General features: G+C 70.0%; 10 protein-coding genes and 1 pseudogene. 8 read left to right on the forward strand and 3 right to left on the reverse strand.

Annotation, left to right across the window (positions count from 1 at the left end):
• Positions 1 to 342, forward strand: a pseudogene (locus QZ607_RS24345) (single-stranded-DNA-specific exonuclease RecJ); the annotation flags it as partial.
• Positions 343 to 470: 128 nt separating this feature from the next.
• Here QZ607_RS24345 and QZ607_RS24350 read toward each other — a convergent pair.
• Positions 471 to 929, reverse strand: coding sequence for an NUDIX domain-containing protein (locus QZ607_RS24350; RefSeq protein WP_295888421.1), 459 nt, complete (start codon positions 927 to 929; stop codon positions 471 to 473).
• Positions 930 to 1,128: 199 nt separating this feature from the next.
• Between QZ607_RS24350 and QZ607_RS24355 the strand changes: the two genes are divergently transcribed.
• The gene (locus tag QZ607_RS24355; protein WP_295888424.1) at positions 1,129 to 1,401 is read left to right on the forward strand and encodes a hypothetical protein; all 273 of its coding nucleotides are present in this window, start codon (positions 1,129 to 1,131) and stop codon (positions 1,399 to 1,401) included.
• Positions 1,402 to 1,404: 3 nt separating this feature from the next.
• On the opposite strand, the gene QZ607_RS24360 is transcribed toward QZ607_RS24355, so the two are convergent.
• Together QZ607_RS24360 and QZ607_RS24365 are read right to left on the reverse strand one after the other, a co-directional pair.
• Entirely contained in the window at positions 1,405 to 2,082 is a 678-nt protein-coding gene (locus QZ607_RS24360) for an NAD(P)H-dependent oxidoreductase (protein WP_295888425.1), read from the reverse strand.
• A gap of 120 nt (positions 2,083 to 2,202) precedes the next feature.
• On the reverse strand, positions 2,203 to 2,640 hold the full coding sequence (locus QZ607_RS24365) for an EF-hand domain-containing protein (protein WP_295888428.1): 438 nt from the start codon (positions 2,638 to 2,640) through the stop codon (positions 2,203 to 2,205).
• 676 nt (positions 2,641 to 3,316) lie between these two features.
• Here QZ607_RS24365 and QZ607_RS24370 point away from each other — a divergent pair.
• From QZ607_RS24370 to QZ607_RS24395, 6 genes are all read left to right on the forward strand, one after another.
• Positions 3,317 to 3,682 (forward strand): hypothetical protein, encoded by a 366-nt coding sequence (locus QZ607_RS24370; RefSeq protein ID WP_295888430.1) that lies wholly within the window; start codon positions 3,317 to 3,319, stop codon positions 3,680 to 3,682.
• A complete protein-coding gene (locus QZ607_RS24375) occupies positions 3,679 to 3,981 on the forward strand; it encodes a hypothetical protein (protein ID WP_295888431.1) in 303 nt (100 codons plus the stop codon). Before QZ607_RS24370 ends, QZ607_RS24375 begins: the two co-directional genes overlap by 4 nt.
• Before the next feature lie 142 nt (positions 3,982 to 4,123).
• Entirely contained in the window at positions 4,124 to 10,690 is a 6,567-nt protein-coding gene (locus QZ607_RS24380) for a hypothetical protein (protein ID WP_295888434.1), read from the forward strand.
• 313 nt (positions 10,691 to 11,003) lie between these two features.
• Positions 11,004 to 13,778 (forward strand): pyruvate, phosphate dikinase, encoded by a 2,775-nt coding sequence (gene ppdK / locus QZ607_RS24385; RefSeq protein ID WP_295888438.1) that lies wholly within the window; start codon positions 11,004 to 11,006, stop codon positions 13,776 to 13,778.
• Positions 13,779 to 14,496: 718 nt separating this feature from the next.
• A complete protein-coding gene (locus QZ607_RS24390) occupies positions 14,497 to 15,069 on the forward strand; it encodes a Uma2 family endonuclease (protein ID WP_295888440.1) in 573 nt (190 codons plus the stop codon).
• 214 nt (positions 15,070 to 15,283) lie between these two features.
• Positions 15,284 to 15,484 (forward strand): integrase, encoded by a 201-nt coding sequence (locus tag QZ607_RS24395; protein ID WP_295888443.1) that lies wholly within the window; start codon positions 15,284 to 15,286, stop codon positions 15,482 to 15,484.
• Positions 15,485 to 15,589: the final 105 nt, after the last annotated feature.

Consider the following 15,589-nt stretch of genomic DNA (forward strand, 5'->3'; position numbering starts at 1 on the left):
CGGGAGATCCTCTCCGACGGCGAGCTGCCTCCGCCGCTGCTGACGCTGCACACCGCCGATGCCCTGCGCCGCGCCGGACCCTGGGGCAAGGGCTTCACCGAGCCCGTGTTCGACGGCGTCTTCGCCGTCAGCCACAAGGCCATTGCCGCGGAGCGCCACCTTAAGCTGCGAGTGCGCCTGGACGGGGCGCCCCCGCTGGAGGCCATCGGCTTCCACCTCGCCGAGCACCGCGGTGCAGTGGGCGAGCACGTGCGCCTCGCCTACCGCCTCGACATCAACGACTACCGCGGGCTGCGCTCGCCGCAGCTGGTGTTTGAGCACCTGGAGCCGGTGGCGCATTGAGGGGCACACCGCCTCGTGCGCGGCGCGGCCTTCTTCCGACGACCCGGTCGCTGGGGCTCGGGCGCGCGCCCGACGGCGGGCGCCCGATTCGGTCGGCCGGGTTTCAGGCTTCGGCCCAGTCAGCCGGGTCAGGGACCCGTCGCAAGGCGACCGAGCGCCCAGTCCAGCACCCGCGTCACCCGGGCGTTCAGGAGCGCCCTTGCCTGTTCGGCGCTGACCCACCGGAACTCGTGGTGCTCCGGGCGGCCCAGCTCCGGGCTCACCGGCAGCACGACGTCGCCCGCCGGTGCCTCCGCGACATAGTAGCGAGCGATCTTGCCGCGACCGTAGCGCTCGGTTTCGATGAAGTCCTCGCCCCAGCGCAGGCCGAAGCCGTCGAGGCCGGTTTCCTCCCGCGCCTCCCGCAGGGCCGCCGCGAGGGGCGCCTCGCCGGGCGCAAGCTCGCCCTTCGGGAAATCCCAGTAGTTGTAGGCGCGCAGCAGCAGGAAGCGCGGTGCTTCTCGCTGCGGGTCGGTGTCTGCAAAGCGCACCGGCACGATGCCGGCGGCGCGGGTGACGGGCTTATTACTGCTGGGCTGCGCGGGCATCGGTGGGCTCCGGGAGGGGTGAAATCCGCCGGCTGTGCAGCCGGTCCAAGGGATATCCATGATCCAACGGAGATCCAGCGCATGACCATCCCACAGATCCGGCTCGGCATCCTCTTGGCCCTGACGACCGCGCTGCTCGCAGCGTCCGCGCTCGCGGAGACCAACGGCTTCGACCTCGATCACGCGCTCGTGCCGGTGGATGAGATCCACGCCGGCGGGCCGGTGCGCGACGGCATCCCGTCCATCGACCACCCGCGCTTTCTCGCCCCCCCCGGATGCGGACCTCCTGCGCGGCGAGGCGATCGAGGACCGCGTCGGCGGGCGGCGGGTCACCATCCGCTTCGACCGGCTCAACGAGAGTGCCCGGGCCTTCGATGCCGCCGGCGACCAGCTGGCGGCGATGACGGGGTTCTGGTTCGCCTGGTATGTGTTTCACCCAGACACGGGGGTGCTCCGGGCCGTGCGGCGCTGAGACTCAGGCCCTGCGGGCGAGCCTGTGCCCGAGCGTCGCGTCGCGCCTGGCGGTGCCCGGGCGGATGGTCTGCGCCGGTTGCTGTGCTGCGAGCCCGTGCCAGAGCTTGCCGATGGGCTTGCAGCCGAGGACCTCGGCGACCTGCTTAAGGTCCCTGAGGGGGTGCTCCATGAGCCGGCCCAGCAGCGTGGGTGCGGCGCTGGAGGTGAGCAGCACCGCCGGTCGGCGTGGCCGGTGTCCGTGCTCGCTGAGGTCCCGGCGCAGCTTCGGCGCCGGCTGGCCCCAGGGCCAGTGGCTGCAGCAGATGAGCCGCTCCATGAAGCGCCTGGTGACGGCGGTGACGCCGCCGAAGTTCACCGGTGCTGCCAGCACCAAGGCGTCGGCGGCGTCGATGCGCTCGAGCAGCGCGGCCATGCCGTCGTCCAGCAGGCAGGCGCCGCGCACAGGAGCGGATTCGACGGGCTCCGCCGCGCAGGCGCGGCAGTTCTTGCAGAACGCAATGGGTTGGTCGATGAGGTGCACCTGCTCGATGCTGGCGCCCGCCACTGCCGCCGCCGCGAGCACCGCGTCCACCAGCTGGTCCGTGATGGCGCCGCGGCGGTAGCTGCCGTCGACGGCGAGAATGTGCGGCGCCTGCGGCGGCCCCGGGTGCGCGTGCTGTAGGCGGCTGACGGCATGCATAGTCGATCCGCTGGTGCAGGAGGGCTGAGTGCAGAGTGCAGAGTGCAGAGTGCAGAGTGCAGAGTGCAGAGTGCAGAGTGCAGGAGTGTGCTCTCGCGCACTGTCTGCACTCGCGATTGCTCACCAGCCGCGACCGCGCGGTCCGTTGCAGCCGCCGCCGCGCGGCCAGCCGCGCTGGGCCATGCGCTCACCGCGGAACTGCGCCACTTCGGCCTGGCTCAGCCGGCCGTCGCGGTTGGCGTCCAGGTCTTCGAACTGTGGCGCCTGGCCCGCGTTGCGCAGCAGTCGGCCGGCCTGGGCCCGTGCCGCCATGCGCTCGGCGCGGAAGCTGGCGTGCTCCTCGGCGCTGATGCTGCCGTCGCCATTGCTGTCGATTGCGGCGAAGCTGGCCGGTCCGCGGCTGCCGGGGCCAACCGGTCCACCGCCCCAGCCGGGCTGGGCCAGTGCGCCGGCGCTGACGGTCAGGAGCAGCGCGGACGCGATGAGTGCCGTCGCAATGTGGCCTCCCATGGGTCTGTGGCTGAGCTGGCTGTGGGAGAGGGTGTTGCTGCTTGACATGGGACACCTCCAAGGGCGTTTGTGCTCATGCTTCCGGGGCGCGGGCGCCCGCTGTTGCGCTGGCTGAATGAGCGTTGCTGATCAGCCCGTCGCGCCGCGCTCCGGCTGTCGATGGCGGTCGGGATTCACCGCTGGTGTGCACCCGGCCTCCGGTCGACTTTCAGTCTGGACCGCAACCGTGCAGCGCCGGAACAAGCAGGGTGGAAAGATTGTGCAGTGGAGACCGGCGCTGCGTGGACGCTACGGGTGAGGCGATCTGCGGTGGTCCGCGGTGCACCGAGCTGCATCGATGCGGCAATGTCAAAGCCTTACATCGGCAAGGTCAATGTCTGCGATGCTGCTGTGTGCGGCTTACCCGGGAGCGCACTGCGGGTGCCTGGGCGCTTGTGCACCGGCAACACGGATACCGGGCAGCACAAACCTCACCCGGCTCGAGTGTCTGCGCCGGCACCCTGGTGCGCCAAGCGCAAACAGCGCAGCACCTGTCGGCGATGACGCCCAATGACCCGCCGGCATCTGTGCTTGATAAGCGGGTGTGCCCTGCGTATCGTCCGCCTACCTGGCTGGGTGTATCACCCATGTACCACTCAGTGGTCTGTGCCGGCACCGTGCGGGCGCCCTCTGCGCCAAAGCCCCTCCCGCCCCGGCGCGCACAGGGAGCCATTTCGGATCTCCGATGAAAATCTGGCAATTCTGGACGCTCAACCTCTTGGCGGGCGCTTGTCTGCTGCTCGCGCTGGTCAATACGTTCCTGTCAGGCGCCGTGCGCACCCAACAGGCGCAAACGGCCGAGCGGCAGCGATTCATCACCGAGAGCGTGCAGCTCAGCCGGCTCAACAATGAGCTGATCCAGACCCTCGCCAACCTCGCCGTCGCCAACGACGACAGCGCCATCAAGGCGCTGCTGGCATCCCAGGGGATCTCTTACCAGGTCCGGGGCGATCAGGTCGGAGGCGGCGGCGCCGGGGCGCCCGCTCCGGGCGAACCGGCGTCGAGCGCATCCATCCCGGGCGCAGCGACCGACGGCGTCGGCACACCATGAGCGATTCGAGTACGGGTGCACGGGGCCGGCACTCCGCGTTTCTGCCGGTGGCCATCGGTCTCAGCGCCCTGCTGGTGCTGCTGACCTCCCAGACGCTGCAGCTCCTGAGTGACCGCGGCGATCTTCGGGCGCTGCACGAGCGCCAGGAACAGCCCATGGCGGAGTCCCAGCGTCTGCGCGAGCAGCTGGAGGCCATCGCCTCCGGCGTGCGTGCCCTCGCGGACGACGGCAACGCCAGCGCCCAGCGCGTCGTGCAGGGCCTGGCGCGGCAAGGCATCAGCATCGACGCCCGGCCATAGCGCCTGCCGCGGGCGCCCGACCTTGCCCGGTGCCGGCGTGCTGCGGCCCGCGGGTCGCGCAGCGGCTGTGCGCTCCATACCGTCGCCGATTGTCGCGTGCGGGCGCCCGCGCCCGCCTGTTTTGCGCCACGGAGTCTGTTCCATGTTGCGCCGACCGCTGGTGCGCGCCATCGCGCTCATGCTTGCCGCGGGTACGCCCGTCGCCGCCGACACCCTGCGCTGGCAGACGCCCGCCGATGGCCTCTGGCAGGATGCGGCCAACTGGTCACCGGCACGGCTGCCGCGGGATGGCGACGACGTGGTCATCGACTTGGCCGGTGCCGATCCCGTCGTGTCGCTCACCAGCGGCGGGTACAGCGTTGCGAGCATCGAGGTCGGCGACACGTTGGCCATCAGCGGCGGTCAGCTCACCACCGCGGCGGCTTCGCAAATCAGCGGTTTGCTGCTGCTGGATGGTGCTGGTGCGGCCTACGCGGGCGACGGCATCACCACCGTCGCCGGCAGGCTCAGCTGGCGCCGAGGAACGCTGAACGGTGCCGGCAGTGTCGTGCTCGACGACACATCCGAGACCACCCTGGACACCAGCACCAATCGCTTCACGGCCGGCTTCCTCGACAACGGCACGCTCATCAACGACGGTGACTTCACCTTCACCCAAGGCTGGCTCAACCAGCGCGACGGCAGCCTGTTCATCAACCAGGGCCAGCTCACCGCCGAGGCCGGCGCACTCGGCTACTACACGGGCACGGCCACTGGCTTCACCAATACCGGCACGCTGACCAAGACCACCGCGGGTGACTTCCAGCTCTCCAGCACCAACGTCGCCAACCAGGGCAGCATCGACATCCAGCAAGGCCAGCTCAGCATCAGCGGCAGCGGCACCCACACCGGCAGCGTGCAGATTGCCGATGGCGCGGTGCTGGAGCTTGGCGGCACGCACAGCTTCACCGACAGCGCCACGCTCGCCGGCGGCGGCGGGCTCGTGCTCCTCGGCGGCTTTCAGACCTTAGACACCGGCGTGGATGTCGGCGCGCTCACGGTGAGCGGCGGCAACGGCACGTTCAACCAAGCGGTCAACGTCAGTGGCGCGCTCAGCGTCAGCGCAGGCAACGCCGACTTCAACCAGGCGGTGAACGTCACCGGCGACCTCAATGTCTCCGGCGGCACGCTCGACTTCAACGCCGCCGCCGGCGTCGGCGGCGCGCTCAGCTTCACCGGCGGCACGACGCGCTTCGCGCAAGCCTTCGACCCCAACGCCCAAGTCGTCATCGACGGCGGTACGCTTGAGCTTGAGACCGACAACAGCTTTGACGAGCGCGTCGTGCTCGGCAACCACGCCAGCAGCCTGGGCGTCGCCGCCGGCGCCACGCTCACGCTCGACGCCGGGCTCACCTGGGAGCGCGGCTTCATCGACGGCGCCGGCACCACCGTGCTCGCCGCCGGCAGCACCAGCAGCCTGAACGTGACGAACGCCTCGGCGGTGTACCTGGACAACGGTACGCTGATCAACGCAGGCACGCTCACGCAGGCCCAGGGCGGGCTCTACCTGCGCTCCGGTGCGGAGCTTGACAACAGCGGCACCCTCGCCGCCGAGAGCGGCTTTCTGTTCCACGGCGGCGGCGTCGCCACGAGCTTCAGCAACACCGGCACGCTGACCAAGCGCACAGATGGCACCTTCACCCTCGCCGCCTCACTGAACCAGAACCAGGGCCAGGCCAACGTGCAGGCGGGCACGCTGAGCCTCGGTGGCACCGGCCTGCACTCGGGCGGCTTCGACGTCAGCGCCGGCGCAGCGCTGGACCTGTGCTCCGGCAACCAGGTGTTCACCGATGGGGCCAGCATCACCGGCGCCGGCACGGTGCGCACCTGCGGCGGCGTGTTGGTGGCGCAGGGGGTCGTGAACATCAGCGGCGTCGCGCTGGTGAACGACAGCACCATTCTGGTGGATGCGCCGGACGCGGAGCTCATTATCGGCACCGGCGTGACGCTGACCACCAGCGAGACGGCCCGGGTGCAGATCCAGACCGGCACGCTCACCATCGAGGGCGATGTCGCGAGCGCCCATGACCTGCTCAACTACAACACCTTCGTCAACGTGGACGGCGTGCTGCGCTTCAGCGGCGGCACGGTGGAGATCAACAGCGTCGGCGGCATCACGGCGCAGGTGCTCGGCACCGTGGCGATCCGCGACGGGCTGCTGCGCAACGGCATCGTGCAGGACCTGATCCTGGAGACCGGCGGCGCCATCGAGAACGTGAGCGTGGCCGGCAGCGTCAGCATCGGCGACGGCTTCTCCGGCAGCATCGGCGCCGGGACGGTCATCGACATGACCGGCGGTACGGACTACTTCCAGCTCAGCGCCGGCGCCAGCGCGACCATCGAGTCCGGCGCCACCATCCGCGGCGGGCGCTTCCGCATCGAGGGCGGCGAGCTGGTGAGCCGCGGCCTGCTGGAGGACACCGAGCAGGTGCTTCTGTCCGCCGGCAGCTTCAGGCTCATCGGCGACACCGCCGCGGACAACGCGCTCAACTTCTCGACCTTCCAGCGCAGCGGCGGCAGCCTGATCTTCGACGGTGGTCGCGTGGACCTGACGGCCAGCGCCAGTGCCACGGCGACGGCCCGGGCGCTCGGCGGCCTCGTCCTGCGCGATACCGTCATTGCAGACGGCGAGGTGGAGGGTATCACCGTGGAGGCCAGCTCTCGGGTGGAGAACGTCATCGTCCAGGGTCCGGTTAAGGTCACGGGCGGCAATCTCGCCATCGATGGCGGCTCCAGCCTGCGCATGGGCGGCGGCGGGCGCATCGACGTCGCCGCTGCCGCCAGCGCGACCATCGAAGCGGGTGGCGTCATCGAGGCCGGCGGTGTCATCACCGGCCCCGGCACCCTTGTCAACGACGGCACCCTGCGCGCGCTGGCGGACCTCGATATCAGCCGCATCATCTACGTCAACCGGGGGCTCTTCGACGTGCGCGCCGGCAGCCGCGTCGTCATCGGCGCGGATGCGGGCTTCAGCACCGATGCCACCGGCCGCGTGCTGCTGGACGGCGGCGAGCTGGTGCTGGCAGGCGACCGCGACCTGCACAGCACCCTCAACCTCGACAGCTTCAGCCGCAGCGGCGGCCGGCTCGTGCTCGGCGCCGGCAACATCACCGCCCGCGCGGGCGCATCCGCCAGCGCGACGGTGCTGGGCGGACTCGTGCTGCGCGGCGCCAATCTCACGGACGGCAGCGTCGGGGATCTCTTGGTGGAGAGCAGCTCCAGCATCGACAACCTGATCGTGCTGGGCGACGTGAGCATCGCCGGCGGCGACCTCGACATCGGCCCGACGACGGTGCTGCGCATGGGCGGCACGCGTGCGCTGCGCGTCGGCGCAAGTGCGGCGGCGACCATCCGCCGCGGAGCCGTCATCGAGGGCGGGTTGGTCGTCATCGACGGCGGCACACTGACGCACGAGATCGGGGGCCCCGGCAGCGTCGTCGACCCCCGGGGCGTGAGCCTTCAGGGCGGGCGCTATGTGCTGGTGGGCAGCGGCGGGCTCGCCGGCGGCGGCACGGCCGTGGTGGTGGACGGTGTCGTCAACTACGACGGCTTCAGCCGCAGCGGCGGGGAGCTGTGGCTGCGCGGCGGCAGCTTTGACCTGACGGCCAGCGCGAGCGCCAGCGCCGATGCCCGGGTGCTCGGCGCCATCGTGCTGGACGACGCCGTCATCGGCGGCGGGCGCCTCGGTGGTGTGCGCGTGGTGTCCACGAGCCGCATCGACAACACCGTCATCGGCGGCGATGTGAACATCGAGGCCGGCGATGTGAGCATCGGCGGCGGCACTGTCATCGATCTCACCGGCACCGGCGGCGCTGGCCTGATCTCCGTCGGGGCGAGCGCATCGGCCACCATCGACGCCGGCGCGACGGTGACCGGCGCGCGGCTGGTGGTGCAGGGCGGCAGCCTGGTGAGCCGCGGGCTCATCACCGCCAGCACCGGCACGCTGCTCGACGGCGGCACGCTGCACCTGATCGGCGGCGCCGACGGTGCCGGCGGCGGCGTGCTGAGCCTGCATCAGGCGCTCAACTTCGACGCCTTCTCCCGCGACGACGGCACGCTCATCATCGAGGGCGGCGTCTGGGATGCGAGCGCCGGCGCGAGCGCCAGCGCCGAGGCCACGGTGCTCGGCGCGCTGGCGCTGCGGGACACGGAGCTGCGCGACGGGCAGGTCGGCAGCCTGCGGGTGGAGGCGGAGGCGCGGGTGACCAATACGCGTGTCGGCGGCGCCGTGCAGGTGGCGGGCGGGGAATTCACCCTCGGTGACGGCTCGGAGCTGGCGCTGGCGGGGGATCTCGACATCGCCGCCGCCGCCGGCGCCCGCATCGACCCAACGGGCCTCATCACCGGCGGCGGGCGCATCGTCGGCGGCGGACAGTTGGTGAATCTCGGCGAGATCCGGGCGACGGCGGACCTTTTGGTGGACGGCGTCGCGCTGGTCAACGCGGGCCTGCTGACGGTGGCGGAGGGCACCACACGCTTTGTCCGCGCCGCGGATCTCACCAGCACCGGCAGCGTCGCGCTCACCGGCGGCACGCTGCTGCTGGAGGGGGACTTCGTCGCCAACGACGTGCTGAACCTCGATACCTTCAGCCGCGCCGCCGGCGAGCTGATCTTCGCCAACGGCCACATCGACGTCTCCGCCGGCGCGGTGGCGGACGCCACCGTGCTGGGCGAGATCGTGCTGCGCAACGCACACCTGTATGACGGGCGGGTCGGGGACCTGATCGTCGAGTCCGATTCGTCGCTCACCAACGTCGCGGTCACCGGTGCCATCACCTGGCGCGGCGGTGGGCTCACCTTTGGTGACGGTGCCCTGTTCGCACCGGCGAGCGGCATCCTGGAGGTGGCCTCCGGCATCTCCGTCGTCGTGGACGCCGGCGCCGGCGTCGAGGTGGATCGGGTGCTGGTGACCGGCGGGACGCTGACCCGGCGCGCCGGCGGGGCGCTCGACGTCGCCGGGGGTATCCGGCTTGAAGCCGGCGTGCTGCGCTTCGAAGGGGACGCCGTGGCCTCGGCGCTCCTGGATTTCGCGGCGTTCGAGCGCAGCGGCGGCGAGCTCGTTTTCGCCGACGGCGTCATCGATGTCGGCGCCGGCGCCGGGTTGCAGGCGACGGTGCTCGGGCCGCTCGTGCTGGAGCATGCGCACCTTGTCAACGGCAGGGTCGGCGCCGTCGAGGTGCGCGCGGACGCAAGGCTCACCAATGTCCTGGTGGCGGGCGACATCGACATCACCGGCGGCCATCTGGCCTTCGGCGATGCTGCGCTGGCGGACGACATCGGCATCGGTGCCGGCCACGTGATCCGTGTGCACGGCGGCGCGAGCCTGCGGTCGGACATCCACCAGAGGCTCCTCGCCGGCACCCGGGTGCTGCTGCTGGCCCCGGATGCGCTGCTGGATGTGCGTGCCGATGCACGGCTCACCATCGCGGACGGCGCGGAGGTGACCGGCGCGGGCGAGCTCAGCGGCGGCGGCGTGCTGGTGAACCATGGGCTCATCGCCGCCACCGGCCCCGGCATGCGCGTCGGTGCCCTGACGCTCGAGAACAATGGTCTGCTGCGCATCGGCGCCGGCGCGGGCCTGCTGATCAGCGCCGATGCTGCCGTCAGCACCGCGGCGATGGGACGAGTGCTGCTCGACGGCGGCGACCTGCGCATCGAGGGCGACGTGCTGCTGGACGACGTGCTGCGCTTCGACAGCTTCGTGCGCACGGGCGGCGTGCTGGGGTTTGCCGACGGCACCGTGCACCTGTCGCGCACCATCAGCCTGGTGGCGTCGGCGCGGGCGCTGGGCACCCTCGAGCTTGCCGACGTGACCCTGCGCGACGGCGCCACCGCGGGCCTGCGCGTGCTGGCCGACACGGCGCTGCTGAACGTCGCTGTGCACGGCGGCGCCCGGGTGGATGCCGGCGTGCTGCGCGTCGGCGCCGGCAGCAGCGTGCTGCTGACGCCGGGTGGGGCCAGGCTCACGGTGGCCGCGGGTGCCGTGGCGGCCGTCGACAGCGGCGGCGGCATCGAGGGTGCCGGGCGCATCGAGGGCGGGGGCCGGCTGGTCAACCGCGGCGAGCTGCTGCTGCGCGACGGCGACCTGGAGATGGCCATCGCCGCCTTCGACAACCGCGGCCTGCTGGACCTAGGCGCCAATACCCTGCGCGGCGCGGCTGGTCTGGGCGAGGTCCTGCTGGAGCCGGACGGCGTGCTGCAGGCCATCTTTGCCGAGCCAACCGGCGACTACGGCCGCATGGACCTGGGCGGCCACGGTGACCTGCTGCTGGGCGGGCTGCTGCGCATCCTCTTCGACCCCGCCTTCAACCCCGGGGGCGACACCCCCTACAGCTGGCTCCTCATCGGCGACGCCGGCCGCCTGGACGGCGGCTTCGGCGGCTTCGACCTGCCGAGCCTCGCCGGCTGGGGACCGGACTACTTCTGGACCATCGCCTATGGTCCCAACGATGTCTGGCTGCACCTGGGGCAGGCGGACCTCGGCGAGCGGCCCGGCGGGTCCGGCGGCGAGGTGCCGGTGCCGGCGGTGCTCCTGCTGTTGCTGCCCGGGCTTGCGGTACTACGCGCGCTGCCGCGGCCGGTCGCGGGCGCTCCGCCGCGCCGCGCCGCGGCTGACCCGACGCCTGGCACGGCACCCGCAAGACCCTGGCACCGGCGACGCCGCCGCTGACCCATTTTCGCTGCCCGCCTTTGCCCAGGCGCCGAATCAGGGCGTGCCCGCCCGCTCTGCGCCCAGCGCGCGTCCGTGTGCATGCTCTTGGTGCGCCCGAGCCGGCGCCGGTGCGCGAGAAGGGTGCAGTGACCCGACTGGCGGTGTGGGGACTCGCGCCCCGTCGGTGCATTGCGCCGGCAATGCTGATGCAAGGCAACCCACAGGTAGAGACCGCTTGGCTGCGACCCGCAATGGCGTTCCAATACCCCACAATTTCGCTCGCGCGAAACCGCAGGCGTTTTTGGTGCAACCGAACCGGGAGTCCGTGAACATGACCGAACCGACGAAATGGGTGTTTGCCTTCGAGGAAGGCGACGGCAAGAACAAGAAGCTCTTGGGGGGCAAGGGCGCCAACCTGTGCGAGATGACGCAGATCGGCCTGAATGTGCCGCCTGGCTTCGTCATCTCCACCGAAGCCTGCCTGGCCTACCTGGACCAGCCGGAACACGCGCTGCCGCCGGGCGTCATGGACCAGGTGCACGACCAGATGGCCGCGCTGGAGCGCAAGACCGGTAAGGGCTTCGGCAACCCGGAGGCCCCGCTGTTGGTGTCGGTGCGCTCCGGCTCGGCGATGTCCATGCCCGGCATGATGGACACCATCCTGAACCTGGGGCTGAACGCCGACACGCTTCAGGGCGAGATCAAGGCCACCGGTGACCCGCGCTTCGGCTACGACTCCTACCGCCGCTTCATTCAGCTCTTCGGCAAGGTCGCCCTGGGCGTGCCGGACGAGCTGTTCGACCGCGAGTTCGAAGAGGTCAAGGAGCACGCCCACGCCAAGCAGGACGTGGACCTCTCGGCCAACGATCTGAAGGAGATCTCCGAGCGCTTCCTGAAGGTGGTGGAGGAGCACACCGGCAAGCCCTTCCCGTCCGACCCGATGCAGCAGCTGGAGATCGCCGTCAAGGCCGTCTTCAACTCCTGGATGGGCAAGCGCGCGGTGGACTACCGCAACCAGTTCCACATCACGCCGGAGATGGCCAACGGCACGGCCGTCAACGTCTGCACCATGGTGTTCGGCAACCGCGGCGACGACTCCGCCACCGGCGTCGGCTTCACCCGCAACCCGGGCACCGGCGAGAACGAGCTCTACGGCGAGTACCTGATCAACGCCCAGGGCGAGGACGTGGTGGCCGGCATCCGCACACCGAAGCCGCTCGTGCGCCTGACGGTGGAGATGCCGGAGATGGCCCGCCAGCTCGCCGAGCTGCGCAACAAGCTGGAGACCCACTACCGCGAGGTACAGGACTTCGAGTTCACCATCGAGCGCGGCGTGCTCTACTGCCTGCAGACCCGCAACGGCAAGATGAACGCCGCGGCCATGGTCCGCACCTCCGTGGAGATGGTCAACGAAGGCCTCATCAGCAAGGAACAGGCCCTCCAGCGCGTGGACCCCATCAGCCTGGAGCAGATGCTCTTCCCCAGGCTCGACCCGAGCGCCAAGAGCGAGCCCGTCGCAGAAGGCCTGCCGGCCTCGCCCGGCGCCGCGGCGGGCATCGCCGTGTTCGACGCCGACCGCGCCGAGCAGCTCGGCAAGGACCTGGGCCAGGACGTGATCCTGGTGCGTGAGGAGACCAAGCCCGAGGACATCCACGGCTTCTTCGCCGCCAAGGGCATCCTCACCTCCCGCGGCGGCAAGACCTCCCACGCGGCTGTCGTCGCCCGCGGCATGGGCAAGCCCTGTGTGGCGGGTGCCGAGGGCATCAGCGTCGACGTGACCCGGCGCGAGGCCATGGTCGGCGGCACCAGCTTCAAGGAGGGCGACCTGATCACGCTGGATGGCTCCAACGGCTATGTGTACATCGGCGCCATCCCGACCATGGACCCGGAGTTCACCACGGAGCTCTCCACGCTGCTGGAGTGGGCGGACGAGGCGGCGCGCCTTGAGGTGCTGGCCAACGCCGACACCCCGGACGACGCGCGGCTTGCGCGCAAATACGGCGCCACCGGCATCGGCCTCGCGCGCACCGAGCGCATGTTCAACGCCGTCGAGCGCCTGCCCATCGTCATCGAGATGATCGTCGCCGAGACGCCGGAGCAGCGCCAGGAGGCCCTGGACGAGCTGCTGCCCTTGCAGCGCAAGGACTTCCGCGAGCTGTTCGAGGTGATGGCCCCGCACCCGGTCACCATCCGGCTGCTGGACCCGCCGATCCATGAGTTCCTGCCCGACGAGCACCAGCTGGAGCGCGACCTCGCCGATCTGAAGGTGCTGGCGCAGAGCACCCGCGGCATGACGGCACTCGCCGGCACCATGGGCCTGCTGCACACGCCGGAGAACGAGCGCATCGCCTTCGACGACCTGCGCCACGTCATGGATCCGATGATGGTGGAAGAGGCCATCGCCAAGAAGGAGACCATGCTGCGCAAGGTGCGTGCCCTGCACGAGACCAACCCCATGCTCGGCCATCGCGGCGTGCGGCTTGGGATCTCCTTCCCTGAGATCTACAAGATGCAGATCCGCGCCATCCTGGAGGCCGGCGCCGAGTGCGTCGCCGCCGGCATGGACGTGCATCCGCAGATCAAGGTGCCGCAGGTCTGCACCAAGCAGGAGCTGCTGCGGGTCAAGTCCTATGTCGATGAGATCCACGCCGAGGTGGAGGCCGCCTACGGCCGCAAGGTGCCCTTCAAGTTCGGCACCATGATCGAGGTGGTGCGCGCCTGCATGCGTGCCGAGTCCCTGGCGGAAGAAGCCGAGTTCTTCTCCTTCGGCACCAACGACCTCACCCAGGCCGTGTTCTCCTTCTCCCGCGAGGACGCCGAGAACAAGTTCCTGCCGCTCTACAACCGCAGCCATATCCTGTTGGACAACCCCTTCGAGGTGCTGGACGTGAAGGGCGCCGGCAAGCTGATGAAGCTCGCCGTGGACTGGGGCCGCGCCGCAAGGCCGGACATCCACGTCGGCATCTGCGGCGAGCACGGCGGCCACCCGGCGTCCATCAGCTTCTGCGACGAGGCGGGGCTGGACTACGTCAGCTGCTCGGGTCCGCGGGTGCCGGTGGCGCGGCTCGCCGCGGCGCATGCGGCGTTGGCGCATAAGGCGGAGTAGCACCGGCGCGCTCGGTGCCGGCATCCGGCCGGCACCGGCAGCTCATCCACTCAGGGCACCGTGGCACAGCGCGGTGTCGGGCAACCGGCACCGCGCTATGCTTTGGTCCGCCGAGTCGCAGTCTGAGATCTTGGGCAAGGCGCTGTCCCAATTCGCCAAGCAGGCACCGCATCTCGTGCAGGCATCGCCCGATGTGCCTCCATGCCGCGACCACCGACCGACAGGTCAACCCGCTCAACCCCGCCGACGAGCCTGGAGCCCGACACCGCAGGCTCCGCTTGACGACACGGGCGGTCGGCGCAAACCTTTCCCAAAGCGGCAGCGAAGACAGAGGTAGCCTGATGCAATCCGCCAAAGAGCAGGCCGTGGAAGTTCTGCGAAGACTTCCCGACGATGTCAGCATGGAAGACATCCAATATCATCTCTAAGTGCAGGAAAAGATCCGTAAGGGGCAGGAATCCATCGCTGCGGGCCGGTCTCTCGACGCCGCCCAAGCCAAGGAGCGGCTGGGCAGATGGCTGGAGAAGTAGTCTGGGCAGCGGAGGCGCTCGACGACATCGATGCCGAGGCGCGAGAAGCTTGATGCGCCTTGGGGGCCGACGGGGTCGGGGGTCGCATGCACGGAGCTTCTGGGCAAAACGCAAGACTGACCCTGTTGCCCCACTCTGCCGGGCCGGCCAGCCTGACGCCGGCCAACGAATCCGAGCCCCAAACCGCCATGCCAGCCACTGCCTCTCCGACCCCCCATCCGCACCGCGTCACCGTCCGCGAGTTCTTCCGCATGGGCGAGGCCGGCGTGCTCGACCCGGACGCCCGGATCGAGCTGATCGAAGGAGAGATGATCGACATGCCGCCCATCGCGCCGCCTCATGCGGGCCGCACCAAGCGACTCAATCTGCTCCTCATCGAAGCCATCGGCAGGCGCGCGATCGTGTCGACGCAGGATCCGATCCTGCTCGGCGACCTCAGCGCTCCGGAGCCCGACCTCGCGATACTCAAGCCGCGGGACGACTTCTACACCTCTGCGCACCCAAAGGCGGAAGACGTCCTCCTGCTCATCGAGATCGCCGACAGCAGCGTCCGTTACGACCGCGAGCGCAAGCTGCCGCTCTACGCCCGGTTCGGCATCCCCGAGGTCTGGCTCATCGACATCCCGGCGCGCGCAATCTGGGTGCACCGCGAGCCGACGGATGGCGCCTATCGCACGTCCTTCCAGCTCGACGCACCGTACCGGATCAGCCCGTTGTTGCTCGAAGGCGTCGAATTGGAGCTTGGCGGGGTGGTGGGCTAGGGCGGCGTGTCAGCGATCATGAGCCTGGTCTCAGAGGCCGCGACGGTGCGCGGGAAACGGGCTGTGAACCGCAACGGTCATTGTTGAGCCCGGGCCCTTTTCGCTTCGTTGTGCTTTGGCCTGGCGACAGTCGGCGGCATCCGCGTGAGAGCCGCAGAGCCCCCAATGTTCTTCAACAGCAAGACCTGTTTGTTTCCGACGCGAGGAATGCCCGATGACCACGATCATCGCCGAGGTATACGATGCCTTTAAGAGCGCCGGTGCCGAAGACGACAAAGCCCGCGGCGCAGCACAGGCAATCGCCGAATACAGTCGGGACATCACGGAGCTGACAGGCAGTCTGACCTTGCGCAAGTGGATGGTCGGCTTCAACCTGGCGTTCACGATGGCCGTGGTTTGGCAGGTCTTCACCTGAACGGGCGCGTCCCAGCATGCATGCCCGCGCCCGACCAAGCTTGTACGAGCAGCTCCTGGCACTCCCGGAGGGCGTGGTCGGCGAGATTCTCGAGGGCCAGCTCCA

Origin of the sequence: uncultured Thiohalocapsa sp. (assembly GCF_913063425.1) — a bacterium.
Taxonomy (GTDB): domain Bacteria; phylum Pseudomonadota; class Gammaproteobacteria; order Chromatiales; family Chromatiaceae; genus Thiohalocapsa.

Coding starts and splice junctions, on each gene's coding strand:
- QZ607_RS24355 (WP_295888424.1), top strand. CDS start 1,129: ATGAGATCCACGCCGGCGGGCCGGTGCGCGACGGCATCCCGTCCATCG.
- QZ607_RS24395 (WP_295888443.1), top strand. CDS start 15,284: ATGACCACGATCATCGCCGAGGTATACGATGCCTTTAAGAGCGCCGGT.
- QZ607_RS24390 (WP_295888440.1), top strand. CDS start 14,497: ATGCCAGCCACTGCCTCTCCGACCCCCCATCCGCACCGCGTCACCGTC.
- QZ607_RS24350 (WP_295888421.1), bottom strand. CDS start 929: ATGCCCGCGCAGCCCAGCAGTAATAAGCCCGTCACCCGCGCCGCCGGC.
- ppdK (WP_295888438.1), top strand. CDS start 11,004: ATGACCGAACCGACGAAATGGGTGTTTGCCTTCGAGGAAGGCGACGGC.
- QZ607_RS24370 (WP_295888430.1), top strand. CDS start 3,317: ATGAAAATCTGGCAATTCTGGACGCTCAACCTCTTGGCGGGCGCTTGT.
- QZ607_RS24375 (WP_295888431.1), top strand. CDS start 3,679: ATGAGCGATTCGAGTACGGGTGCACGGGGCCGGCACTCCGCGTTTCTG.
- QZ607_RS24365 (WP_295888428.1), bottom strand. CDS start 2,640: ATGTCAAGCAGCAACACCCTCTCCCACAGCCAGCTCAGCCACAGACCC.
- QZ607_RS24380 (WP_295888434.1), top strand. CDS start 4,124: ATGTTGCGCCGACCGCTGGTGCGCGCCATCGCGCTCATGCTTGCCGCG.
- QZ607_RS24360 (WP_295888425.1), bottom strand. CDS start 2,082: ATGCATGCCGTCAGCCGCCTACAGCACGCGCACCCGGGGCCGCCGCAG.